Genomic DNA, 26,010 nt, shown 5'->3' with positions numbered 1-26,010 from the left:
CATATTACACCTCCTGCGTGGTGGTCGGCGCTGTAGTAGCTACAGTGACTTGCGTTGCGCGGTTATCGTTAGTATTAGCAGTTAAAGCACTATCGTCAGCCATACTACCCATCATCGTAACTGGGGCGTCTACTTTGCGTACCGAAGCTGGCATTGAAGGGTGGATAATACTCACCTGCCCAACTGGATAACCGATACAGCCTTCTGCTAGATAACCGACAAGCTGAACTGGCAAGGTAATTTGTTGCTTATCAATCTCAATGGCTAAGTAATCACCTTCAGTGATATTCCAGTCTTTGGCATCGTCAATACCAATACGCCATGCCGCGACAGGCAATTGCTCAGCAACGATTGGGCTACGTGAAGCCATCATTGAGCTGGCATAGATATTATAAATAGGCACTAGTTTCGCTTGTCCTTGCTGCATGTCAGTCGTGGTCGCAGACATGGCTTCTGGTGCAACATACTGACGTGTGGCTAGACGTTCTAACTGATCGAATAAGCGTACACCCGGATCACCGTTTTTGAGACTACCACCCACTTTATCTTGATACTTGTTCCATGCTTGCGGTGAGTTCCAGCCTGCCGCATTGGCAAAAGGAATCATCGAGCTTGGTGTTTGTTTACCACTATAGCCTTCCATTGAAAAGGTTAAGCCCGTATCCCAATCTTTTGGTTGCATCGGCTCATGTACTGATATCGGCGCACGCATTGCGGTACGACCTGAGTAGCGACGCGGCTGACGGGCAATTTTCAGACCCGTTATACGGTAATCGGCATCAGGTGCTGCGCCTTTAATACCAGCAAGCTTAGGATGCGTCGCTATTAAGGCATTAATCACGTCATCTAGCTGTGTCCAATCGACATCTCTACCTTCAATGCTGCTGTGCACAGCATGCAACCAGCGCCAACCTTCTTTGATACTGCTAAGTGGATGGTAGTAGTTGTTATCATAAACTTGGAAAAAGCGCTGAGCACGACCTTCAGCAGATACTAAAGTACCATCCGCTTCAGCAAAGCTTGCTGCTGGCAATACGATGTCGACGTCTTTATGCCAATCAAGTAGCTGATGATCTAGTGCAATGACGGTTTTATCTGCTAACAGCTGGGTTAACTTATTGGCATCGATAGCGTCAGTGAGCTGATTTTCAGCAACTATCACCACATCAAAATCAGTCGCCAGTAACTCTTCGACTGATTGACCGCCAAGCATACAGACGCCAATGCTGTTAGCATCAGGAACTGCTAAATAAATACCAGCTTGCACATGATAGCTGTCATTCACTTCTTTTAGCTCAAGTTTAGTTGCAGGCTCGCGCTCTACATCGTCTTGTGCTTCTGTATCAACGCCTGTTTCAGGTTTATTCGGTTTGGCAGACAGATCTTTATCTTCACTTTGCTGAGCGGTTGCTGCTTGTTTTTCAGCGGCGCGAAGCTGTTCATCACGAAGCTGTTTATCACGAACCATAGCATTATGCGTTTCAACCTGATGCTGTTCAGTGGCTTTAATCGCCGCACGCTTTTGGCTTAGTGCTTGGGTAATTTGTGCAGCCGCTTCTATCAAGGCAGTAGATGATAAGCTGCTGCCTGAGATGACTAGCGGCTTATCGGCTTGTATTAAGTCATAAGCGATTTGCTGAGCAAGCGCTTGCATAGCGTCCACATCATCATTTTGTTCTACTGTTTGTGGATCTGTTATTTCTGATAAATCATCCGCAAAATTAGCAATCTCATCAGCCACTTTAAAACCAAGCTTAGTAATATCTTCAGGCGTTGCGACCACGCTCACTTTACTGATGTCTTCTAGCTTAGTTTGGATGACATCAATGACGTAGACTGGGCTTAACGCATCTTGAGCGATACGTTTAACAGGTTCGGCAAGCCAAGGCTGCGTCTGTAATGCCGCCGCCATTTTTAGGCCTTCGTTTTTTGCTGCTTGGCGTACTGACAATGCGACGCGTGACGAAGTTTGGGTAATATCTTCACCCAAGACTAATACCGCATCATGGCTTTCAATATCCGTCATGCCTGGGTTATAAATACCCTCGGTGCTGAGTACTTCAATACATTTATTGACCAGTGCTTGCTGCTGATGATTGAGACCGGTTGAGAAATTATCAAAGCCAACGAGGTTTTTTAGGGCAAAATTGGTCTCTAAACTGGCCCGTGGTGAGCCGATACCAATGACTTTTTTATCTTTAATACGTTTGATGGTTTCATCTAATGCATAGTCAATATTAATTTTGACGTGCTTGTCATTGATACGCTCAAGCGCTTGCGTTGGGCGATCGTCGCGGTTGACATAGCCGTAACCAAAGCGACCACGGTCACATAGGAAGTAACGGTTTACTTCACCATTATAGCGGTTTTCAATACGGCGCAATTCGCCATAACGCTCACCTGGTGAGATGTTACAACCTGCGGAGCAGCCATGACAGATGCTTGGCGCATACTGCATATCCCATTTACGGTTATAACGTTCAGAATGCGTCTTATCGGTAAATACACCGGTTGGGCAAACTTCGGTTAAGTTTCCTGAAAACTCACTTTCAAACTGGCCATCTTTATCACGGCCAAAATAAACGCGGTTATTTGAGCCATAAACACCCAAATCTTCGCCACCCGCATAGTCTTTATAGAAGCGTACACAGCGATAGCAAGCGATACAACGGTTCATCTCATGGGCGATAAATGGACCAAGCTCTTGGTTATGATGGGTGCGTTTGGTAAAGCGATAGCGACGACGGCTATGGCCTGACATATATGTCATGTCTTGCAAGTGACAATGTCCGCCCTCTTCACAGGTTGGGCAGTCATGCGGATGGTTGGTCATCAGTAGCTCAACCATCGACTTACGAAATGCTTTGGCTTCATCATCAGTGACCGAAATATACATATCATCGCCAGGGGCAACCATACATGACATCACGAGACGACCGCGACCCGCTTCCATATCTTCTTTATTTTGGAATTGCTTGACCGCGCACTGACGGCACGAGCCTACTGAGCCAAGGGCTGGATGATAACAAAAATACGGCACATCAATGCCGAGTGATAAGCAGGCTTGTAGCAAGTTATCTGCGCTATCTACTTCGACAGTGGTCCCATCAATATGTATGACTGCCATGCCGCTCTCCTTATTTCACTTCTGGCTGTTGATTGGCTGCAGCATCAATAACATCTACACCAACCGCCTGCGCGATTTTTTGATCAAACTCTGGACGGAAATATTTAATCGCACTCATCAGTGGTTCCATCGCACCCGGCGCATGCGCACAGAATGTTTTACCAATCCATAAGTCACGCGTGAGGCCCTCTAGCTTTTCTACATCGCCAACTTGCCCTTCACCATCGTTGATAGCAGTAAGCAATTTAACGCCCCACGGTAGACCATCACGGCATGGCGTACACCAACCGCATGATTCACGCTGAAAGAAAATCTCTAGATTGCGTAGTAGTGGCACCATATCTTGCTCTTCGTCGACGACCATAATCAGCCCAGTACCCATACGGCTACCGGCTTCTTGAATCGTATCAAAATCAACGACCACATCTAAATGATCAGCCGTCAAAAAGTCGGTCGATGCACCGCCCGGCAACCATGCTTTAAGCTTTTTGCCGTCTTTCATACCACCCGCCAAATCTTCGATGATTTCACGAGCGGTATAGCCAAATGGTAGCTCCCACAAACCTGGATCATTGACTAAACCTGAGCAACCAAACAGTTTCGTGCCTGGGGTTTTACTTTTGCCTTTAATCTCAGACAGTGACTGATACCATTCTACGCCATGATTTAAGATGGCTGGCATATTACACAAGGTCTCGACGTTATTGACCACGGTAGGTCTGCCCCATGCACCAGAGATTTGTGGAAAAGGTGGTTTGGTACGTGGATTAGCACGGCGACCTTCTAAACTATTGATAAGTGCGGTCTCTTCACCACAAATATAACGTCCAGCGCCAGTATGTACATGTAGATTGAAGCTAAAGTCTGAGCCTAAGATGTTGTCGCCCATTAAGTTATTGGCTAGACATTCTTCAATAGCAGTGACCAAACGCTCTGCGGCTAAAATATACTCCCCGCGAATAAAGATATATCCATCAGTCGCACCGATAGCATGGGCAGTGATGAGCATACCTTCAATCAACTGAAACGGTAGACGCTCCATTAATAAACGGTCTTTGAAAGTACCCGGCTCCATCTCATCAGCATTACAGATTAGGTAACGTGGCAAGCCATCAGGAGGTGACATAAATGACCATTTAAGGCCGGCATTAAAGCCTGCACCGCCGCGACCTCTAACGTTGGCCGCTTTAATCATATTGCCGACGTCTTTAGGCGACTTTGATAACGCTTCTTTTAAACCAGTAAAGCCTTTTAGAGATTCATAAGTTGCCAAGTCAAGCACTGCATCATGATGAGCCAAACGCCAAGTTAAAGGTTTGGTTTCGCTAGTTGCTGTTGCCTTGTCACCATAAATTGGAACGCGCTGATCATTCAACTGGCTTGGTGCTTTGCCTTGACCGCGACGAGCGATCTGCTCTGAAAGTGTTAATCTCATGCGTATAGCTCCAATAGTTGGGCAACTTCTTCAGGCTGGACAGGACCGTAGGTGTCTTCGTCAATCAACACGGCAGGACCTTTATCACAATTACCTAAGCAGCAAATTGGTAATAGCGTAAAGCGACCATCGGTTGTCGTCTGACCGTATTCAATACCTAGCTGTGAGCGTAGCTCAGCAGATAACGCCTCATAGCCCGTCAGATAACAGGCGACTGAATCACAAATAAGAATCACATGACGGCCAACAGGTTGACGATAAATACGGTTAAAGAAAGTGGCAACCCCATCCATATCTGTCATCGGAATATCTAAAATATTGGCAATGGCATTCACTTGTGCATCATCAACCCAACCATTACGCTTTTGCACAATTTTTAACGCATCTAGTGAGGCGGCACGTGCCTGTGGGTAATGATGCATAAACTCATGAATGGCAGCAATTTCCTCAGCGGTGAGGATACTTGCCACATCTACTTTTGGCATTTTATCGGAAACAATTTTCATCATCTTCTATCTTTCCTCACTCATCACGCTTTATCACATTACTGATAGCCTTATTACGACTATCGTTATATAGAAATATGACAGCATTTTGGTGTGCCACTTGGCAATAATATATTGATTAACGTATCTTTTTCTAAAACTACAATTCTTAGATTAAAGCATTAGCGATCACAATCTGCCATCACAATATCAATCGATGCCAAATACATAATGGCATCAGACACCAGTGAGCCATTAATCACCGAAGGCATCTGCTGCAAATGTGCAAATGTCGGGGTACGAATACGCGTGCGATAGCTCATCGTCGCTTTATCTGAGGTTATGTAATAGCTGTTCAGACCTTTGGTCGCCTCGACGATTGTGGTGCATTCCCCCGCTGGCATCACAGGACCCCAAGATACTGAGATAAAGTGATTAATCAAAGTCTCAATATCGTTTAAGGTACGGTCTTTTGGTGGTGGTACAGCTAGCGGATGATCAGCTTTATAAGGGCCTTGCGGCATATGATCCATACACTGACGAATAATTCGTAATGACTGACGCATCTCTTCGACTTTAATCATACAACGGTCGTAAGCGTCACCGTTATAGCCGACAGGAACTTCAAAGTCGTAGTTCTCATAGCCCATGTATGGACGTGCTTTACGTAGATCAAAATCCACGCCTGTCGCACGCAAACCTGCACCAGTCACACCCCAAGCAAGTGCTTGCTTGGCATTATACTGCGCAACGCCTTGGGTACGGCCCTTAAGCACGCTGTTTTGTAGCGCTGCTTTGACATATTCATCCAAGCGTTTAGGCATCCAGTCTAAAAACTCACGAACCAAACGCTGCCAGCCACGTGGTAAATCAGCAGCAGTACCGCCAATACGGAACCAAGCTGGATGCATACGATAGCCAGTCACGGCTTCGATGACGTCATACGCTTTTTGGCGATCGGTAAACATATAAAATACAGGGGTCATACCGCCCGCATCCTGAATAAAGGTACCAACAAATAGTAAGTTATTAGTAATACGGAAAAACTCGCTCATCATCACGCGAATGGTTTGCGCGCGATCTGGTATGGTGATACCGGCAAGCTTTTCGACCGACATGATGTACGGTAGCTCATTCATTACCCCGCCGAGATAATCAATACGGTCGGTATAAGGAATGAATGAGTGCCATGTCTGACGCTCAGCCATTTTTTCTGCGCCACGATGGTGATAACCAATATCTGGAATACAGTCAATCACCTCTTCGCCATCAAGCTGTAGCACCAAACGGAAAGCACCGTGAGCAGATGGATGGTTGGGACCGATGTTCAAAAACATAAAGTCTTCATCGCGCCCTGAACGTTTCATGCCCCATTCTTCGGGGACAAAGCGCAGATTTTCTTGCTCATACTGCTGTTTAGCAGTATTCAAGAAATAAGGGGTAAATTCAGTCGCACGCGCATGATACTCTTTACGTAATGGATGACCTTCCCAATATTTAGGTAGTAAGATACGGGTTAGGTGCGGATGGCCGCTGAAGACAATGCCGAACATATCCCACACTTCGCGCTCATACCAGTTGGCATTTGGCCAAATATTGGTAGCACTAGGTACATTTAAATCATCTTCACTCAGCGCCACTTTAATACGCACATCGCTATTACGCTCGAGTGACATCAAATGATAAAACACCGTAAAGTCGCTGGCTGGTAAGCCTTCGCGATGTTGGCGTAAACGCTCATCTATCGCTGACAAGTCAAATAACATGACATAAGGCTTTGGTAGCTTACGCAGAAATAACAGTACATCGAGCAAATCAGCACGTGCCACCCAAACGGTTGGAATATTATCAACGGTCTGCTGCACGACGAACTTACCGGCATAATTATGTTCCAGCTCTTTAATAACTGCTGGGACAGGCTTAATCTTAGGATCTATGTTTTCGACTACCGTGACCATGAATGATGTATTCCTTCATTAATCATAACTAAACTATGTTAATCATAACCGAACTATATTAATCATAACTGAACTATGATGAGCGTATGCATACTTTTACAGACTACTAATTATTGAGCCAAGCTACCAAACTAAAAACTATTCAGACTAAATACTATCTGGGCTACGCAAGTTTTTCACAGCGATACGATCTGCTTGTTTACGGTCACGCTCAGGCGTCATTTGTGGCTGATAGATGCCTTGATCATTCATATGAATACCTAACGGACGACGCTCTTTAGTGATAGATTCTTGCAATAACATAAGACCTTGAATCAACGCTTCTGGACGCGGGGGACAACCTGGTACATAGACATCGACAGGAATAATTTTATCCACGCCTTGCACGACCGAATAGATATCATACATGCCGCCCGAGTTGGCACAAGCACCCATTGAGATGACCCATTTTGGCTCAAGCATTTGCTCATATAAGCGCTGAATAACGGGGGCCATTTTGACAAAGCAAGTACCGGCGACAATCATCACGTCCGCCTGACGAGGCGAAGCACGAATAACTTCTGCACCAAAACGTGATAAATCATGAACCGCAGTTAAAGTGGTGGCATATTCAACATAACAGCAAGAAGTACCAAAGTTGAATGGCCATAGTGAGTGCTTACGCCCCCAGTTTGCTGTCGAATGAACGAGGTCTTCGAGACGACCCATAAAGACGTTTTTATTGACTTCATCTTCAATAGGATCATTGACCGTTTGGCGAGACTGTGCAGGATAGACATCTGCATCAGGGTTGGCTTTTGTTAATGTGTATTTCATAACATACAACCTTTCTATTAAGCAAAGCGTGGCAATTGTCTTGTTATCACTATCGCCATAACTTTTATGATTAATAATTGACCATTAATATAAACATACTGACATTGTCATTATATATATCGTTGCTATCAACAATTTACAGATCTTTCTAAGCAAAGATAGCTATGAGCAAAAACGGTTAACGTTCAATGTTAGGCGGTTGTGCAGACGTCGCAAAATCCACAGAGGTAATATTACCTGTAGTATTAATATGATCAATGCTTTGTAAATGACGACGATTGGCCTCAATGTTATTTGAGACATTAATCTGGCCTGAAGACTGCGCCGGTATCTTGCCAGTAGGATCCACCATTAGCTCATCAACACCGTCAAACTTGGTGATATCAGCTAAATTAAAGCCAGCTGGTGCAGTATAGAGACGTGGTCTTTTACGCAGCTTATCAGCAGGTGCCCAGTTCATAGCGCCTAAACTTAGCTCATATATCAAGCCAATGATTAAGACAGTAATAAAGACCGTAGCCGCTGCAAATCCAAGCCAGCCAGCCTCACGAACTGAAACCGCGTAAGCATACAAATACAGCGCTTCTAAATCAAAAATAACGAAAAAGATAGCCACTAAATAGAATTTAGCAGACAAACGAATACGGGCGTTGCCAGATCCGACAACACCCGCTTCAAATATCTCTTCTTTTTGTAAGCCCTGAGAGCGACCGCCCAGTAAGCGCGGAACAGCCAGCATAAAAACAACCAGCCCAATAGCGGCTAGAATAAAGGCAACTGCTGACCAATTATAGGCAGACATGATAATACGTGCTCCTCACCCAATCTAGTGTCATAAGTACTGCAGACCATTACTATATAGAGCAAAATGGAATGACAGTACTTGACGCAGACGAAAACACAAAGGCTGTGCTGGTAACGACCAATTATCAAGATTATTGACGACGGTATAAGATGATACCAACCGTAAATTTATCTAAGTGCTGAGAATGAATAAGACAATCCACTAAACTCTGACGACAAAGTCTAGAGCAGAAAGACTGGCAATCTCCAGCTATCCTATCAGTAAAAACTGTGGCATACCTAGATAAAGGCTGGTCATCAAATCCATCTAATAAAGACGCAAGATAAATTTATTAAATCAATATCATATTTAGACATTTAATTGATTTAATAACTCATTACGCGTGATCAACAATGGCGTGACAACTGGCATAAACTGTTTGCTCACTATACGCATATCACCAATCAAAAGCCAGTTTTTAACTGCATTGAGTGGTCACTTTATATGCTACAAAATATGTATCTCATCAAGAAAAATGTGCTACACATTGGCAAAACCACAATAAAATAGACAATTTGATTAACGGCTCGATATTTATACTAAAAAATATCAAGCAATTGAGTCAAACATCAAATTTTTAGTAGGCTTATTTCAAGATATTAGCATTATATGATGGAGCATTTAACATGCATAGCAAGACTGCGGATATTGTAAACCAAATATGTCTAATTGCAACCTATCCATAACTCTACTTTAAGTAAATATTGCGAGGTACAGCAGCTTTTAGTCACTTATTTTAGCTCATAAAAAAGGGCAGATCCAAATATTGGTCTGCCCTTTTGTCAATCATGAGACTGTTAATCAGTAAACTATACTGTATTTTACTGACTCGTTATTTATTAACTAATCACTGATTAATCACATCCACACCTTTTGGTGGCGTGAATTTGAACTGATTACTACTGATGCTTGGATTAAGTTTGATACCGTTGAACTTAATTGAAGTAGTTTGTCCCAATGTATCATTAAGTACCATCATTACTGGCTTACCACCGCTAAAACTTACCGATAGATTCTTAAAGCTGGCATCACCTGATTTAGGATACAGCACATAGTAGTTTTTATTTTCATATGGCTGAGTGATCTTAAAGTTTTTGTCGATTTTACTTGGATCACCTGATAGTAATAGTGCTGGCGTGTTGCCTACTTGGCTATCCACACCTTGTTTGGTCGCTTGCTCCAAATCCTTATCATAAATCCACATTGAGTCACCATTTGCCACAATCAATTGTTCTGATGGCGACTTAGTTTCCCAGCGAAAGTTATTCGGACGCTGAACGCTCATCGAACCCTTAAAAGTACCATTGGTTGCGCCTTTAGTAGTTTGAGTAAAGTTGGCGGTCATACTTTTAGTGTTGGTTAATAGTTTGTTCAAGCGTTTGGCTGCTACCAAATTATCAGCAGGTGCAGCTGTCGCTGATTGGGTCAACGCTATCATTGGCGCTGCAACACCAAGGGTGGTCATTAATACACCAGCCAATGCGCCGCTCATCATTTTTTGTTTTACTGTAGTAGATAAAGTCATAATTCTTCCTCTCGTAATAAAAATAAAATTTCAATCAATAGTTATAAAAGTTAGATCACTGCGTTTTTGTTGTGTTCATCTATTGCACTAAATAAAATCACGTGCATTGTGAGTTATCGCGATAAAGATATAAACTTCCTATTTTGATCTAACCATTAGTCGTTAGCTGCTTATCTATTAAAAGTATTTCAATTAACTCTCAACAAATATAGTGCTATTAACCAATGACCACAGTGTGCCAGTTTTTTTATTACGCGCCTAGTCTTCAATTGCAATCAATACTACGCCTGCCATACACACTTGTAACGACAGTAGTTACAATATTTCATTCTGAAATTTTTGTATCATCAACAATAATTAGAGAGTTAATTATAGTATTAGTCATAAAAAAAGCCCCTATCACCAATCGGTAATAGGGACTTTAGTATGTAGCAAGCTGCTTTAATTACATAACATAAAGCAGCTTGTGCTTAAAAGCGATAACTACTCGCCTTCAACCATAACATAACGACGGTTAAATTTACCTTTGGTCGCAAACTTTACCACACCGTCATTTAGTGCAAATAAAGTATGGTCACGACCCATGCCAACGCCTTCGCCTGCGTGGAATTCTGTACCACGTTGACGAACGATGATGTTACCAGCTGTGATAGCTTGGCCACCAAAGATTTTAACGCCTAGCATTTTTGGGTTTGAATCACGACCGTTACGGCTCGAACCGGCAGCTTTTTTATGTGCCATGAGAAAATCTCCTTGTTAATGTGACTTATCGCTGATGCGATAACTCTTAAGCATTTAGTGCGCTATTTTAGCAATAATTGCTAAATGGGCAATTAGGCATTAATGGCTTTGATTTTTAACAAGGTGTACCATTGGCGGTGACCTTGTTCTTTGTGATAATGCTTACGACGGTTGTGCTTGATGATACGGATTTTGTCACCACGACCGTGCTTAACCACTTCAACTTCTACGCTAGCGCCATCAACGACAGGCTGACCGATTTTGACGTTATCGCCGTCAACAACCATCAACACGTCTTCAAATTTGATTGTTTCGCCTGTTTCTGCCTTTAGTAATTCAACTTTTAAAAGCTCATCGACGACTACACGGTGCTGTTTACCACCAGTTTTGATTACTGCGTACATTGTATGACTCCGTTTAACCCGTGTGCCGTGGCTGATATCATACCAACGCTTTTACGACGAACACGACAGGGAAAAATTAAAGGCAAGATTTTACGGCTTTTTGCTCATAAAAGCAAGCCGCGCCTCTTGTTTTTGAAAGTTGGTGATACTTACCTAATATATTAATACTATTTACTCTAACATCTAACTGACCAAGTATATAAGCAAACTTTCTGCGAAGTAAACCATGGAGCGAGCTTGACAATAATAATAGCTGTTAATTTAAGCTTAAGTACAGTTATTATAACTCATGCAATCAGTAGCTTACAATGCGATATCAATACCTACTTTACTTTAATCACCGATTTGATAGTGTAGCTATGCTACTATAAGCACACTAATAGTCTCGTAAGAGACCACTATTAGACGATTCTTTCTACCTTTTATTAATACGACTATTTACTATGACGACCACTTTATCGAACGCTTCTACCCCGTCTGTATCTACGCCAAGTTATGCCGATATTCAAAGTATCGTTGCTGATGACTTTGACATTATGGATAAGCAAGTTTTTGGCAGTCTTAACTCAAAAGTACAACTCGTTATGAGTGTCTCTCAGCATGTGATTAATGCGGGTGGCAAACGTATGCGTCCATTAATTACTTTGTTGTGTGCGCGTATGCTCAACGATGAGCCATCACAACAGGCTATGCATTTGGCGGCTATTACCGAGATGTTGCATACAGCAACTCTAGTCCATGATGATGTAATTGATGAGTCAGGACAGCGCCGAGGCAAACCAACAGCGAATGCAACTTGGGACAATGCCACGGCGGTATTGGTCGGTGATTATTTGATTGCACGTGCCTTTAACTTATTGGTCGGATTCCAAAGCTTGCCATTATTACAAGTTTTCTCAGATGGTACTTGCGATATTGCTGAAGGGGAAGTATTACAGCTCCAGCATCAACATAACCCTGCGGCAACTGAAGAAGACTATCTAAGCATTATTGACGGTAAGACGTCACGGTTATTTATGATGGCGACTCAAGGGGCAGCTATCTTGCAAGAGCAAACCCAGTATTTGTCAGCATTGGCAGACTTTGGTCAACACTTTGGTAATGCGTTTCAGATTATTGATGATGTACTTGATTACAGCGGCGATAGTGAGCTAATGGGTAAGAATCTTGGTGATGATCTCGCAGAAGGCAAACCGACTTTACCTACTATCAAAGCACTTGAATTGCTTAAGGATAACGATAAAGACAGCTATGAGCAGCTGCGTATTGCGGTACAAACGGGTAAAACGCCAAATGCTGAGCAACTTATTGAATTGGTAAGAAACTCTGGGTCTCTCGCCTACTGTACTAAGCGCGCCCTAGAAGAAACTAAACTAGCACAACAAGCACTAAGCACCCTACCTGACAATCGCTATCGTCAAGGGTTATTTCAATTGACTGAGCTTGCCAGTGCACGTTTGCTATAAACGTTATATCGTATTGGATAAGCTTCGTTCGTTATACTGTATTTGACAAATAATAGAAAAAACAACCACTGTAAAAACATAAGAACAATAGGCACATAAGGTATGCTGGAGCTCTAACTCACCAGCTACCTTAATAAGCGTCAACACCAAATTTTGATAAATTACTAAAGTTTGTGTTTAATTTCTAGCCTATGTCATCGTATTTTTTTACCACTGTCCATCGTTTAACAACAACCTTTTACAGTTCAATCGCAATTACTCATTGCTAATGTTGCCGTTTTCATCACAGCCTCATTTTCTTGTTCTTATTCATGATATTGTCTACTTTATCCGTCTTAATCTTGTATAAAAAACAAAAATTAACAATTTTTTACTTATCAAGTTGAGACAGAGTCTTCTACAGGTTTTTAGTGTAACGCTTTTATTTCCAACGTTTTTACCAACTTGTAGAAAGAATAGAACTTCTACAACAAGTAAAAGCTGTTTTTCTGTGCTTGACTGTAGGGTATACCCTATAGTTTATAATACTCTACTAAATTTACTTACCAACCTTTACCATTTGGTTGTTTTTAATACTAAAACCTCGCTGAATGATTTCACTATTTAATTGATAAGATACTGATTAGGTCTAACCACTTAGAATATGAGTTGGTTCGGCTTTTTGTGCGGCAGGATTTAGATTATAGATTTACTATATATCAATCATTATGATGGCTTAAAGAACCAGTTGATAGTCATATCTGTGACGTTAGAACCTATATAACGTTGAAGTTTATTACTAAAATTTTATTTATATCGTATCTACATTATTGACGAGGACATTGATGAAGCATTCTTATCTTGCGCTTGTAATAGCATCTGTACTATCTGGAGCTGTACTGGTTGGCTGTGACAAAAACGAGGACTCCGCTGATGCCGCCGCACAGCAGCAGATGCCGCCAGCCGTCGTCAACGTCCAGACCGTGACCTTTGATAGCGTACCCCAAGTACAGACTTTTTCTGGACGCACTGCAGCTTATCAGACTGCAGACGTCCGTCCACAGGTGAATGGGGTTATTGAAGAAATCCTATTCCGTGAAGGTGGTAACGTCAAACAAGGTCAGCCTCTCTATCGCATTAACACTGATAACTATACCTCCTCTGTTGCCAGCGGTGAAGCTGCGGTACAGCAAGCACAGGCCAACTATCAAACGGCTTTAGCAAATAATGCCAATGCCAAAGCTGAGCTCGCTAGTCGTCAAGCATCACTTGCGCAAGCGCAAAACGACTTGCAACGTCTACGTGGACTTGTTGATATAGATGCTATCTCTAAGCAACAATATGAACAGGCTCAAACACAAGTTCGTACGGCACAAGCTGCTGTTCAGAGTGCCGCTGCCGCCGTTGGGCAAACACAAGCAGGTATTGAAAGCGCAAAAGCTGGCATTCAAACCTCAAAAGCGGGCTTAAATGCTAGTACTTTAGATCTTAACCGTACTATCGTGCGCGCACCGTTGACTGGTCGTACTGATCGCTCTAGCGTCACCGCTGGTACGCTGGTCAGCGCTGGTCAGCCCGATCCATTAGTTACTATTTCGCGCTTAGACCCTATCTATGTCGATATCAGTCAATCATCCTCTGAGTTGCTAAAGTTGCGTCAGCAAATAGCTGAAGGCAAAGCACAGGCAGGGATGAATTCTGTTGAATTGGTGTTAGAGGACGGCTCAGTCTATCCTGTACGCGGTAAGCTTGCTTTATCTGAAGCAAAGGTTGACGAATCAACAGGCGCGGTTACCCTGCGGGCTATATTCCCTAATAGCAATAATATCTTATTGCCTGGCATGTACGTAACTGCACGTCTGACTCAAAGCGTTATTACCAATGCGGCTTTAGTACCGCAGAGTGCGGTTATGCGTACACCTAAGAGTGAGACGCAGGTATATATCGTTGATCAAAATAATAAGATTCAAGCACGTCCTGTCACTATTAATGGTACTTATGATGGACAGTGGGTAGTCACTAAAGGTCTACAAGCAGGAGATCAGGTCGTTATCATCGGTGGCGCGAAAGTTAAGCCTGAACAAGAGGTCGTCGTCAAGCCGTTAGAAAATCCAAACCCTGCTCCATCCGCTCAAGGTGCGCCTACTGCTAAAACACCGCAGCAGGCTGCTAAAGAAGCGGATAAACCTGCTTCCGCTAAAAAACCTACAGAAGCCGCTGCTAACTAATTCCATTCAAAGATAGGAAGACTTAGGGATATACTATGTCACGTTTTTTTATTAATCGCCCTATTTTTGCATGGGTTATGGCTATTTTAGTCATGCTCATCGGGGTGATATCGGTCATTAATTTACCGATCGAACAGTATCCACGTATTGCGCCACCGACCATTTCGGTCAGTGCAAGCTATCCTGGTGCTAACGCACAAACCGTCGAAAACTCAGTTGTGCAGATCATTGAGCAACGTATGAAAGGCCTTGATGGTTTGATGTATATGTCATCATCAAGCTCTTCAAACGGTAGCGCGTCAGTAACACTCACCTTTGAAAATGGTACTGATTCTGATACCGCTCAGGTACAGGTGCAGAACAAACTTCAAGCGGCGATGAGCTCGCTACCTGAGTCTGTTCAGCGTCAAGGCGTCAACGTTAATAAATCGTCTAGCAGCTTTTTGATGGTGCAAGCTTTTATTTCCGAAGACGACTCTATGGATCGGGCTGATATTGCCGATTATATTAACTCCAATGTCGTCGATTCGCTTAGCCGTGTTGAAGGTGTGGGTGAAGTTCAAGTTTTCGGGTCCACCTATGCGATGCGTGTTTGGCTTGATCCTTCACGTCTCCGTAGCTATAACATGGTACCGTCTGATGTCGTCAATGCCATACGAGCACAGAACACTCAGGTATCTGCCGGACAATTAGGTCAAGCACCTGCTGATACAGACCAACAGGTTATTAACGCGACGGTCACTGTACAAAGCTATTTACAAACGCCTGAAGAATTCCAAAACATTCTGCTAAAAACTGATACCTCTGGCGCTCAAGTCCGCTTAGGCGATGTTGCAGATGTCGAAATTGGCAGTGAGAACTATAGCGTTGTTTCTTTATATAATGGTCAAGAAGCTGCTGGTTTGGGTATTTCACTCGCTGGTGGTGCTAACGCGCTTGAGACTCGTGAAGCCGTTGGCGCGCGTATGGCTGAACTGGAAAGAAACTTCCCAGCTGGTTTAATCTCGGTCGTACCATACGACACCACGCCTTTTGTACGCTTATCTATTGAACAAGTCGTCATGACCCTCATTGAGGCGATTGTGTTGGTATTTATTGTCATGTTCATTTTCTTACAGAACTGGCGTGCAACTATTATCCCGACGCTTGCCGTACCTGTTGTATTACTGGGCACGTTTGCAGTGCTTTATGTAGCGGGCTTTAGTATCAACGTGCTGACCATGTTTGCGATGGTACTTTCCATCGGTCTACTGGTCGATGATGCTATCGTTGTGGTAGAGAACGTTGAACGTATCTTAGAAGAAGATCCTCACATTTCTATCAAAGACGCAACCGTTCAATCAATGGGTGAGATTAGTAAGATTGTTATCGGTATTGCTTTGATTCTATCAGCAGTATTCGTACCGATGGCCTTCTTCGGTGGTTCAACAGGCGTAATTTATCGTCAGTTCTCCATTACTCTGATTACCGCTATGGTACTCTCAGCACTGGTTGCGCTTATCTTCACCCCTGCTCTATGTGTCACTTTACTCAAACGTGGTAAGAGCCATGAAAAAGGTAGCACCGAAAAGCAAAAAGGCTTTTTTGGCTGGTTTAACCGTGGTTTCTTCAAGCTTAGCCGCTCTTACGAAAATTTTGTGGGTAAGAGTATTCGTTTTAAATGGTTATATTTGATTGGCTACGCGGCTATTATCGGCATCATGGCAGTGGTCTTCTTACGTATTCCTGGCTCATTTTTACCAGAAGAAGATCAAGGTATTATGTTTACCTTGGTTCAGCTTCCTGCTGGCTCTACGCTTGATGAGACACAAGATGTCCTCGATAAAGTAAGAAACTATTACGATACTCAAGAGACGGATAACATTGCCTCTGTCTTTACCATTGCAGGCTTTAGTTTTGCTGGTCAAGGGCAAAATATGGGACTGGCATTCGTTCGCTTGTCTGATTGGGAGTCGCGTTCCGGCGATGAAAATACTGCACAGGCTGTTGCTGGTCGTGCGATGGGTTACTTCTTCACTCAATTAAATGAAGCGCAGGTTTTTGCGATTGTACCTCCAGCGATTACTGAACTTGGTAATGCCAGTGGTTTTGATTTAATGATTCAAGATAATGGTAACCTTGGACACGATGGGCTACTTGAAGCACGTAATATGCTCTTAGGTATGGCAGCACAAAATGACCAAGTCGCTGGTGTACGTCCCAACGGTCAAGAAGATTCACCGCAGCTTAAGGTGAACATCAACCAAGAGCAAGCTGCCGCTTATGGCTTGTCATTAAGTAATATCAATAGTGTCATCTCAACGGCTTGGGGTTCAAGCTATGTTAATGACTTCATTGATCGTGGTCGTATCAAACGCGTCTTTGTTCAAGGTGAAGCAAGTAGCCGTACCAATCCTGATGATATTGGCAAATGGTATGTGCGAAATGATATGAATGATATGATTTCATTCGATGCATTTTCATCCAGCGAGTGGCAGTCTGGCTCACCGCGTCTGACCCGTTACAACAGCTTGCCCTCGATGAACATCCAAGGTAGTGCAGCGCCCGGTTTGAGTACTGGTGAAGCAATGAGCTCGATGGAAGCGATGATAGAACAGCTACCTGAAGGTATTGGTTATGAGTGGACAGGTATGTCATTGGAAGAGCAAAAATCAGGTGCACAAGCGCCAATGCTTTATGCGCTTTCAATCTTAGTCGTATTCTTATGCTTAGCAGCCCTATATGAAAGCTGGTCTATTCCTTTCTCCGTACTATTGGTCATTCCACTTGGGGTTCTAGGGGCAGTCATATTTACTTGGCTACGAGGTTTTGCCAACGATATTTACTTGCAAGTAGGTCTACTCACGGTGGTTGGTCTATCGGCCAAAAATGCCATCTTGATTATTGAGTTTGCAAAAGACCATCAAGAGGAAGGTTATAGTCTGAAAGAGGCTGTCATGACCGCAGCTCGTCAACGTTTGCGTCCAATTATCATGACCTCACTTGCCTTTGGTCTAGGTGTTGTGCCATTATTCTTGGCGACTGGTCCGGGTTCAGGCAGTCAAAATGCCATTGGTACTAGTGTTGTAGGCGGTGTAGTCACGGCGACTCTCTTAGGCATATTCTTTATCCCGATGTTCTATATTTGGGTACGCAGTGTGTTCCCATACAAATATGACAACAATCAGCCAAATGATAAAGGCGATGGCGGCAATGGTACGCCTACTCCGCAGAACCCAACTCCCTCAGAGAGTTATCAGCCTGCAAGCTTTGGAGATAATACACAATGAGTTCACAACCTTTTATAACCAACTCAACAGCAGTAGTCAGTACTGCTGCTAATGTGCGCCCAATGACAAACAAACAAGCAGCGTCAGTTGCTAAATTTGTGAGACCAGTTATTTCACAGGTGCGCAGAAAAAGCGGTCGTTTAATAGGTTTAACCGTACTGGCGATGAGCATGGCTGCCTGCAACACGATCCCAAAAGCTGATATGCGCCCTGTGCTCGCTGAGCCCAATATACCTGTTGGACAAAGCTATGGTGCTTTCGATCGTGAGACGGTTAGCAATGCTGAGCAGCCTAGTCTCGCTAGTCAACGCTGGCAGAACTTCTATAGTGATGAGCGCCTAAAAGGGCTGATTGCGTTAGGTCTTGAAAACAATAAAGACTTTGAAAGTGCACGTTTAGCGATTGAAAAAGCAAGGGCGCAATATCAAATTACTGATATTCGTGACCTACCAACGATTGATGGTAGTGCAGGCTATTCTCGCCAACGCCAAAGAAGTACAACAAGCGATAGCTATAACGTAAATCTGGGTCTGGCTAATTATGAGCTAGACTTTTGGGGTAAGATTTCTAGTCTAAAAGATCAAGCGTTGCAGAATTTCTTAGCGACAACGGCGGCAAAAGACTCTACTCAGATTAGCCTTGTTAGTAATATTGCTCAAAGCTATGCCAATTTAAGCTATAGCCTAGCGCAACTTAAACTAGCAGAAGCAACGGTAGAAAGTCGTGAGCGTTCACTGTTTATTGCTAGCAAACGTTTTGAGGCAGGTATCGATCCTAAGTTACCTTCATTACAGTCTTCGGCGGCACTTGAAAATGCCAAACTTGCTGTATTACGTGCGCAAAGCAGTATTTTAAAATCACGCAATGCCTTGCAGTTTTTAGTTGGTACGCCTATTCCGAGCCAGCTTATTCCAACGCCTGCGGTCAGCAACATCACTACGCATGAAATCTTTAGTGCTGGTTTACCAAGTGAGCTATTGCGTTACCGTCCAGATGTTCTGCAAGCGGAATATAATCTAAAAGCAGCTGGTGCTAATATCGAAGTAGCGCGTGCCTCTTATTTCCCTTCCATCAGCCTTGCTAGTAGCATCGGTGTAAGTAGCGGTAGCTTAGACGATCTGTTCAAGAGTGGTTCAGTTGGATGGTCATTTGGTCCAAGCGTTAGCGTGCCTATCTTTGATGCAGGACGCTTGGATGCTAATTATGACGTGGCTAAAATCGAACGTGAACAGACGCTTGCAAGTTATGAAAAATCTATTCAGACAGCCTTCCGTGAAGTCTCTGATGTGCTGGCAACACGCGCCACACTAGGTGAGCAACTTGCAGCGCAATATCGTCTGCAAGATAACTTTGAACAAACCTATCAGATAGCAGATGCACGCTTCAAAGCAGGTATCTCAAACTATCTAGATGTCCTTGATGCTCAGCGTTCATTGTTCTCAACCCAGCAAGGTATTTTAGATTTAGAGCTACAAAAAATCGTTAGCCAAATCGAGCTATACCAAGCGCTTGGCGGCGGTGCTAATCTAGATATACCAACGGCTATTCCTGTGCCGCAGTATACTAACGTAGCTCAAATCGCTAGTCTGCCTGCGAACAGTGCCAAAGCTAAAGCTGCTTATGCCATAGATGCTGCAAGCTCAGCTCGCGTCGCATCTCCACAAGAAGCACTGGCAATCAAACAATCTAAAACGCCAGCGACATCTACCTTTAAGCCTACTGCTGTCGTCGATGTTAATAACGATGGTAGAAATGATGCTGCCGTCGGTGTCGTGACCCAAGAGACACCTGTTGAGCAAGTACCGGTAACGCAGATTATTGAGCCTTAAATAGCTGTAATGTGAGAGGTAGACAGATTACCTTACAATTAGCCCTGCCGCCTTGGTGGGGCTTTTTGCTTTCATAGGCTGCTTTTGGTTATAGTAGTCTCACCATATTTAACACCGTTTTATACAAACCAACTTTATAAAGAATGACACGCTTTAATAAAACTGATTTTAATGAAAGAAAAGCTGTTGAAACGATAATTATTGAAAATATAATAAGGAACGATTATGTCTTATACCTTTAACCGCCAATACCCTGAAACTCGTTTGCGCCGCTTACGCTACAACGATAATGTACGGGCAATGATTCGTGAAGTTGAGCTACATCCTAAGCATTTTATTGCGCCAGTATTCGTACTAGAAGGTGAAAATCAACGTGAGGCTATTGCTAGTATGCCGGGTGTCGAACGCTTATCAATTGATTTGCTCATTAATTATGCGAAAGAATTATTAGCGGAGGGTGTTACGACTATCGATATCTTTCCTGTCATTGATAATTCATTAAAAACGCCAGATGGCAAAGCGGCCTATGACGCAAATGGTCTTGCGGCGCGTGCGGTAGCTGCGGTAAAAGATGCTGTACCAGAAATGGTCGTCATGACAGATGTGGCTTTGGACCCTTATACCTCACATGGTCAAGACGGTTTGCTCGATGACAGCGGTTATGTTATCAATGATGCAACCATCGAAGTGTTAGTCAAACAAGCGCTAGTTCATGCTCGCGCTGGGGCCGATATCATCTCTCCTAGCGACATGATGGATGGTCGCATCAAAGCCATGCGTGACGCCTTTGAAGCAGAAGGTTTTGTGAATACGGCTATCATGGCCTACTCTGCAAAATATGCCTCTGCTTATTATGGGCCATTCCGCGATGCAGTCGGTAGTGCAGGCAACTTAAAAGGTGGCCATAAAAAGCAATATCAGATGGATTTTGGTAACCGCGCGGAAGCTTTGCACGAAGTTGCCATGGACATCAATGAAGGCGCAGATATGGTTATGATTAAACCGGGTCAGCCCTACCTTGATCTGATTCGTGAAGTCAAAAACACCTTTGGCATACCGACGTTTGCCTATCAAGTCTCTGGTGAATACGCTATGCATATGGCGGCCATTCAAAACGGCTGGCTCAGTGACGCGGTTATTCTAGAGTCGCTAATTGGTTTCCGCCGAGCCGGTGCCGACGGTATCTTGACTTATTTTGCATTGGAAGCAGCACGTCAGTTGAATAACGCATAATTTTATCTCGATTTTTTAAAACCTTCTATTCGCGCCTACAGCTCTATGCCTGTTGGCGCGATTTTATTGCTGCGATTAGTATCTTCTTCGCTACAACTATAAGGTAGTTAGGTTTTAAGGATAATACGCTTTAACGCTTTATCCATCTCCTCCCAAAAAGCCACGCTTTTGCTTTATAATAACCCACCTGATTTTCATGGCGTCTCAACGCTAACCTCTACATTTTATTGCCGTTATTGCGCCCACTGCCTCGTTTTTTTGCTAGGGCACATCAGCGCCTACCCTTTTTTGCTTTTGTCTTACAGGTCACGTTATGAGTCAACTTAATCCCAAACAACAAGAAGCTATGCTCTACGTATCCGGCCCATTGCTCGTGCTAGCAGGTGCCGGCTCCGGTAAGACTTCGGTTATTACGCGCAAAATTGCATACCTTATTGAAGAATGCAACATGCCAGCCGAACGCATCACAGCGGTGACCTTTACCAATAAAGCGGCGCGCGAGATGAAAGCTCGGGTAAGTAAACTGCTGCCTAGTGAAAAGACGCGTGGACTGACAGTATCGACCTTTCACCAATTTGGCTTACAGTTTTTACGTTATGAGCTGATTCATACGCCTCTAAAGGGCAACTTCTCTATCATGGACAGCGATGACAGTAAGCGCCTGCTCATGGAGCTCATGATGCGCGACAATTTAAGCGGCGCTGAAAGTCGCGAGCTGGTTGGTAAAGCTATCAAATTTATCTCTGACTGGAAGAACGATCTAATTGATCCTGACAAGGCGATGGAAACCTTAGACGATCCAGAAGATATGATTTTTGCCACCCTATATGCATTATATGAGCGTAATTTGCGCGCTTATAATGCGGTTGATTTTGATGATCTAATTGTACTGCCGACTAAAATATTACGTGAAAATAGGGAGCTGCGTGATAAATGGCAAAACCGTATTCGCTATCTATTGGTCGATGAATATCAAGATACCAATACTGCACAGTATGAGATGATTAAATATCTGGTAGGACCGCAAGGGCGCTTTACTGTCGTTGGTGATGATGACCAATCTATCTATGCATGGCGCGGTGCCAAGCCTGAAAACATGGCGCTGCTCAAAGAAGATTTCCCTAAGCTTAAAATCGTTATGCTTGAACAAAACTATCGTTCGACCACGCGTATTTTGACTTCTGCCAACGCAGTCATTACCAACAATGAGCATTTATTTGAAAAAAAGCTGTGGTCAGATAAAGGTCAAGGCGAAAAAATCCGTATTATCAACTGCCGTAATGACGATGATGAGTCCGAGCGCGTAGCAAAAGAGATTGTCACTCATAAATTACGCTTTGGTAATGAGTGGGAGCAGTACGCTGTTCTTTATCGTAGTAACTTTCAGGCGCGGATGTTAGAAGCACAGTTACGTCAGCTGCAAGTTCCTTATAAATTATCCGGCGGTCAGTCGTTCTTCGCCCGTAGTGAAATTAAAGACATCATGGGTTATCTGCGTCTTATCCTAAACCCTGAAGATGACAGCGCATTTTTGCGTATTATCAATACGCCCAAACGCGGCATGGGACCTGCGACCCTCGAAAAACTTGGTCTGTTTTCGCAAGAGCATAGCATATCGTTATTAGCCTCTTGTACTCACGCCGGTCTTGCTCATGTCTTGCCGTCTAAGGCTTATGGGACGATAAAAGAGTTTGGTGAATTCATCGAGCATTATACTCGTGAGCTGGATCAACATCCTGACCCTGTGCCAATCGTACGCCAAATGATCGATGAAACTGGTTATATTGACTTTGTACGCAGTGATGCCAAAACGCCGCAACAAGAAAAGAATCGTATCGATAATATCGACATGCTTTACACCAGCATTCAGTCTTTAATTAATCGTGCCGAAGAAGATGAAGATCGGACAATTGATACCATCATTCGTAAGCTCGTTTTGCTCGATATGCTTGAGCAGCAGCAAGAAGAAGAAAATACTAATAAAGTAAACTTGATGACCTTGCATGCGGCAAAAGGCTTGGAGTTTGATTTTGTGTATATCATGGGACTTGAGGAAGAAATGCTACCGCATCGCAACTCTATCATGAGTGAAACAGTCGAAGAAGAACGCCGTTTGATGTATGTGGGTATAACCCGGGCTCGTCGCGAGCTGACACTGACTTTGGCTACCCAGCGCCGCGCCGGTGGACAGATGCGTGTCACTTCAGAATCAAGATTCTTAGATGAGTTGCCTGAGGATCATATTGACTGGCCAGCCAAAGCGAAAAAGAAAAAAGCCACTAAAGATCCAGAAGCAGTGGCCGATGAATACTTGGCTAATATTCGTGCATTGCTTGGTAATCGCTAACACTGGCTTTAACGTTTATTTTTAATATTAACTATGCTTATAGTTAAAGGTCTGCCAATAGCGTTTAATGTTTGTTTATTAATAAGCATTGGCTGGTATTTTTATTACTTTTATCATTTATTTTTGATTTTTTGGAACGCCTATGCCCGCCCCTACGCCCAATTCAGAACAACCAGCCAAACCGCAGGCAGAATATAATCCGTTAGAATATAACGCTGAATATAAACTGTTATATTTGCAAGGTTTGGTGGCTGATAATGCGTATGCAGCGATTACTGAATTCTTAGCGCAGCAGTCTGAGTATGAAATTGCTAACCTACTGGAATCGTTCCCCAATCAAGATCGACAAATTATCTGGGCACAAGTTCCTGACCATCTCAAAGGTGAAGTTCTTGCTGAGCTAGAGGTTGATACGCGTCAACCACTAATGGAAAACATCTCCTCAAAAGAGATCTCATTATTTACCCAAGATCTCGATGCGCAAGACATCTCAGAGATTTTAGAGACGGTTACTGAGACCGTGCGTACCTCAGTAATGGCAACTTTGGACGAAGACGTTCGCATTCAGGTGAACAAACTCGATACCTATGCAGATTGGGAAGTTGGCAGCTATATGGATCCTGATACTATTCAGGTTCAAGATGATATTAGTTTGGGACAAGTGCAAGAGTGGCTACGAGAAAACGAGGATCTGCTTGATGATCAAAGCCAAGAGTTATTAGTGGTCGATCAAAGTCAGCAGTTATTAGGGCTGTTAAGTCTGGTTGATCTGATTAAACATAATCAAAAATCACTGGTTTCAAGCTTTACAGACAACGCCATTACTATCAACGACCGTTTAGATATTCAAGATGCCGCGGCGATTTTTCGTTCGGAAGATATTCGCTTTGCACCTGTTATCAATAGCCATGGCGAGCTGGTTGGGCAGTTAAATGGCGAAGATATCATGGAAATTATCCAAGATGATGTCGATAGCACCATGAAAAACCTTGCTGGTGTTAGTCAAGATGAGGAACTATTTGCGCCTATCTTGACCAGTGCCAAAAGTCGTAGCATCTGGCTAGGAATTAACTTATGTACTGCACTACTCGCCGCTGCAGTTATTGGACAGTTTGAAGCGGTACTTGCAAAAGTAGTAGCGCTGGCGATACTCATGCCAGTAGTGGCAAGTATGGGCGGTATAGCTGGCTCGCAGACGCTAACCATTGTCATTCGCGGTATGGCCATGGGTCAAATCGGTGGTTCCAACCGTTTATGGCTTTTTAATAAAGAGTTATGGGTTGGAGCAATAAATGGACTTATTTGGGCAATTATCATGGCGATTATTGCACAAATGTGGTTTCATGATGTTAAGATTAGTGCAGTGATTGGCTTTGCTATCGCCATTAATATGACTGCTGCCAATGTATCCGGCATTAGTATTCCGCTGATGCTTAAGCGCATGAATATCGATCCTGCGCTATCAGCCTCAGTTATTCTGACGACAGTGACTGATATTGTCGGCTTTATGTCATTTTTAGGGCTGGCAAGTGTGTTGCTGCTGTAGTTGTTACTCTTTGCAAGGTGCGAGCAAAAATTTCAGTCCAAAATTACAACGTGACAGAGAGTAGTTGTTCTCTATAATCGCTATCTGTTTATAAATGGCTATTAATATTAGCCTTACAAATACAATAGTATGATGAAAATTACAAAAAACTTAAGTGAGTGTGTTATGCAAGCTGTACAAGTCAAAATCATAAATCCAAAAATTGGTACGCATCCTGACTTTCCAATGCCAACGCGTGCAACAGATGGATCAGCAGGTATCGATTTACGCGCTTGCCTTGATGAGCCTTTGACCATCAAAGCCGGTGCGACGCATTTGGTAGGTACTGGCTTAGCGGTCTATATTCAAGACCCTAATTATGCCGGAATGATTTTGCCGCGTTCAGGACTCGGTCATAAGCATGGCATTGTATTGGGCAACTTGGTGGGTCTTATCGATGCAGACTATCAAGGTGAGCTGATGGTCAGTGTTTGGAATCGTAGCACTGAAGACTTCGTACTTAATCCTGCTGAGCGTATGGCACAGTATATTGTAGTACCAGTTGCCCGCCCAGAATTCGAAGTGGTGTCAGATTTTAGTGATGAAAGTCTTCGCGGCGCAGGTGGCTTTGGGCATTCGGGTCGTCATTAAACTTACAGTACTTAAAATAAAACGTTTAAATTAAAATAGATATAGTCGATTCAATTTAAAAAGAATACAGTGCTACTGGGATGAACTTTGCGCAGCCTCTGTGTAAACAGCACGCAAGGAAAATTTATACCAGTAGTACGCCAAAATT

Annotated in this window: 17 protein-coding genes; 8 read left to right on the top strand and 9 right to left on the bottom strand. The window is 43.4% G+C overall.

What is annotated here, in order from left to right; translation table 11 throughout:
• Positions 1–4 precede the first annotated feature (4 nt).
• The 9 genes from nuoG to rplU form a co-directional block, all read right to left on the bottom strand.
• Positions 5–3,127: an NADH-quinone oxidoreductase subunit NuoG gene (gene nuoG / locus AAEY87_RS13065; protein ID WP_350657484.1), complete on the bottom strand. Its 3,123-nt coding sequence runs from the start codon at positions 3,125–3,127 to the stop codon at positions 5–7.
• A 10-nt stretch (positions 3,128–3,137) separates the two neighbouring features.
• Entirely contained in the window at positions 3,138–4,562 is a 1,425-nt protein-coding gene (nuoF, locus tag AAEY87_RS13060; RefSeq protein WP_350657483.1) for an NADH-quinone oxidoreductase subunit NuoF, read from the bottom strand.
• On the bottom strand, positions 4,559–5,068 hold the full coding sequence (gene nuoE, locus AAEY87_RS13055) for an NADH-quinone oxidoreductase subunit NuoE (protein WP_068038989.1): 510 nt from the start codon (positions 5,066–5,068) through the stop codon (positions 4,559–4,561). Before nuoE ends, nuoF begins: the two co-directional genes overlap by 4 nt.
• Positions 5,069–5,229: 161 nt before the next feature.
• Positions 5,230–7,005 (bottom strand): NADH-quinone oxidoreductase subunit C/D, encoded by a 1,776-nt coding sequence (gene nuoC / locus AAEY87_RS13050; RefSeq protein ID WP_350657482.1) that lies wholly within the window; start codon positions 7,003–7,005, stop codon positions 5,230–5,232.
• Positions 7,006–7,152: 147 nt separating this feature from the next.
• The gene (locus tag AAEY87_RS13045; protein WP_068034750.1) at positions 7,153–7,821 is read right to left on the bottom strand and encodes a NuoB/complex I 20 kDa subunit family protein; all 669 of its coding nucleotides are present in this window, start codon (positions 7,819–7,821) and stop codon (positions 7,153–7,155) included.
• 178 nt (positions 7,822–7,999) lie between these two features.
• A complete protein-coding gene (gene ndhC, locus AAEY87_RS13040; protein WP_350657481.1) occupies positions 8,000–8,623 on the bottom strand; it encodes an NADH-quinone oxidoreductase subunit A in 624 nt (207 codons plus the stop codon).
• A gap of 889 nt (positions 8,624–9,512) precedes the next feature.
• Positions 9,513–10,190, bottom strand: a complete 678-nt coding sequence (lolA, locus tag AAEY87_RS13035) for an outer membrane lipoprotein periplasmic chaperone LolA (RefSeq protein ID WP_068034746.1) — start codon at positions 10,188–10,190, stop codon at positions 9,513–9,515.
• A 483-nt stretch (positions 10,191–10,673) separates the two neighbouring features.
• Positions 10,674–10,931 (bottom strand): 50S ribosomal protein L27, encoded by a 258-nt coding sequence (gene rpmA, locus AAEY87_RS13030; protein WP_068034744.1) that lies wholly within the window; start codon positions 10,929–10,931, stop codon positions 10,674–10,676.
• 92 nt (positions 10,932–11,023) lie between these two features.
• Positions 11,024–11,335: a 50S ribosomal protein L21 gene (gene rplU, locus AAEY87_RS13025; RefSeq protein ID WP_068034742.1), complete on the bottom strand. Its 312-nt coding sequence runs from the start codon at positions 11,333–11,335 to the stop codon at positions 11,024–11,026.
• Between the two features lie 443 nt (positions 11,336–11,778).
• Between rplU and AAEY87_RS13020 the strand changes: the two genes are divergently transcribed.
• The 8 genes from AAEY87_RS13020 to dut all read left to right on the top strand — a co-directional run bounded on the left by AAEY87_RS13020 (position 11,779) and on the right by dut (position 25,862).
• A complete protein-coding gene (locus tag AAEY87_RS13020) occupies positions 11,779–12,801 on the top strand; it encodes a polyprenyl synthetase family protein (RefSeq protein WP_350657480.1) in 1,023 nt (340 codons plus the stop codon).
• Between the two features lie 824 nt (positions 12,802–13,625).
• Positions 13,626–15,008, top strand: a complete 1,383-nt coding sequence (locus AAEY87_RS13015; protein ID WP_068326205.1) for an efflux RND transporter periplasmic adaptor subunit — start codon at positions 13,626–13,628, stop codon at positions 15,006–15,008.
• Between the two features lie 35 nt (positions 15,009–15,043).
• Positions 15,044–18,277, top strand: coding sequence for an efflux RND transporter permease subunit (locus AAEY87_RS13010; protein ID WP_068034735.1), 3,234 nt, complete (start codon positions 15,044–15,046; stop codon positions 18,275–18,277).
• On the top strand, positions 18,274–20,106 hold the full coding sequence (locus AAEY87_RS13005) for an efflux transporter outer membrane subunit (RefSeq protein WP_350657479.1): 1,833 nt from the start codon (positions 18,274–18,276) through the stop codon (positions 20,104–20,106). Before AAEY87_RS13010 ends, AAEY87_RS13005 begins: the two co-directional genes overlap by 4 nt.
• 225 nt (positions 20,107–20,331) lie before the next feature.
• On the top strand, positions 20,332–21,339 hold the full coding sequence (gene hemB, locus AAEY87_RS13000) for a porphobilinogen synthase (RefSeq protein WP_068034731.1): 1,008 nt from the start codon (positions 20,332–20,334) through the stop codon (positions 21,337–21,339).
• Positions 21,340–21,652: 313 nt separating this feature from the next.
• The gene (locus tag AAEY87_RS12995) at positions 21,653–23,686 is read left to right on the top strand and encodes a UvrD-helicase domain-containing protein (protein WP_068034729.1); all 2,034 of its coding nucleotides are present in this window, start codon (positions 21,653–21,655) and stop codon (positions 23,684–23,686) included.
• Between the two features lie 142 nt (positions 23,687–23,828).
• Positions 23,829–25,232: a magnesium transporter gene (mgtE, locus tag AAEY87_RS12990; protein WP_068034727.1), complete on the top strand. Its 1,404-nt coding sequence runs from the start codon at positions 23,829–23,831 to the stop codon at positions 25,230–25,232.
• Between the two features lie 165 nt (positions 25,233–25,397).
• Entirely contained in the window at positions 25,398–25,862 is a 465-nt protein-coding gene (gene dut / locus AAEY87_RS12985; protein ID WP_350657478.1) for a dUTP diphosphatase, read from the top strand.
• Positions 25,863–26,010: the final 148 nt, after the last annotated feature.

It is taken from the genome of Psychrobacter sp. S1-30-MNA-CIBAN-0213 (assembly GCF_040309845.1).
In the GTDB taxonomy this organism is placed as follows: Bacteria; Pseudomonadota; Gammaproteobacteria; order Pseudomonadales; family Moraxellaceae; genus Psychrobacter.
This window is presented reverse-complemented; position numbering and strand designations above follow the sequence as displayed.

Bases quoted from the DNA above. Each gene is read 5' to 3' on its own strand.
- nuoG (WP_350657484.1), bottom strand. From the start codon at position 3,127: ATGGCAGTCATACATATTGATGGGACCACTGTCGAAGTAGATAGCGCA.
- nuoF (WP_350657483.1), bottom strand. From the start codon at position 4,562: ATGAGATTAACACTTTCAGAGCAGATCGCTCGTCGCGGTCAAGGCAAA.
- nuoE (WP_068038989.1), bottom strand. From the start codon at position 5,068: ATGAAAATTGTTTCCGATAAAATGCCAAAAGTAGATGTGGCAAGTATC.
- nuoC (WP_350657482.1), bottom strand. From the start codon at position 7,005: ATGGTCACGGTAGTCGAAAACATAGATCCTAAGATTAAGCCTGTCCCA.
- AAEY87_RS13045 (WP_068034750.1), bottom strand. From the start codon at position 7,821: ATGAAATACACATTAACAAAAGCCAACCCTGATGCAGATGTCTATCCT.
- ndhC (WP_350657481.1), bottom strand. From the start codon at position 8,623: ATGTCTGCCTATAATTGGTCAGCAGTTGCCTTTATTCTAGCCGCTATT.
- lolA (WP_068034746.1), bottom strand. From the start codon at position 10,190: ATGACTTTATCTACTACAGTAAAACAAAAAATGATGAGCGGCGCATTG.
- rpmA (WP_068034744.1), bottom strand. From the start codon at position 10,931: ATGGCACATAAAAAAGCTGCCGGTTCGAGCCGTAACGGTCGTGATTCA.
- rplU (WP_068034742.1), bottom strand. From the start codon at position 11,335: ATGTACGCAGTAATCAAAACTGGTGGTAAACAGCACCGTGTAGTCGTC.
- AAEY87_RS13020 (WP_350657480.1), top strand. From the start codon at position 11,779: ATGACGACCACTTTATCGAACGCTTCTACCCCGTCTGTATCTACGCCA.
- AAEY87_RS13015 (WP_068326205.1), top strand. From the start codon at position 13,626: ATGAAGCATTCTTATCTTGCGCTTGTAATAGCATCTGTACTATCTGGA.
- AAEY87_RS13010 (WP_068034735.1), top strand. From the start codon at position 15,044: ATGTCACGTTTTTTTATTAATCGCCCTATTTTTGCATGGGTTATGGCT.
- AAEY87_RS13005 (WP_350657479.1), top strand. From the start codon at position 18,274: ATGAGTTCACAACCTTTTATAACCAACTCAACAGCAGTAGTCAGTACT.
- hemB (WP_068034731.1), top strand. From the start codon at position 20,332: ATGTCTTATACCTTTAACCGCCAATACCCTGAAACTCGTTTGCGCCGC.
- AAEY87_RS12995 (WP_068034729.1), top strand. From the start codon at position 21,653: ATGAGTCAACTTAATCCCAAACAACAAGAAGCTATGCTCTACGTATCC.
- mgtE (WP_068034727.1), top strand. From the start codon at position 23,829: ATGCCCGCCCCTACGCCCAATTCAGAACAACCAGCCAAACCGCAGGCA.
- dut (WP_350657478.1), top strand. From the start codon at position 25,398: ATGCAAGCTGTACAAGTCAAAATCATAAATCCAAAAATTGGTACGCAT.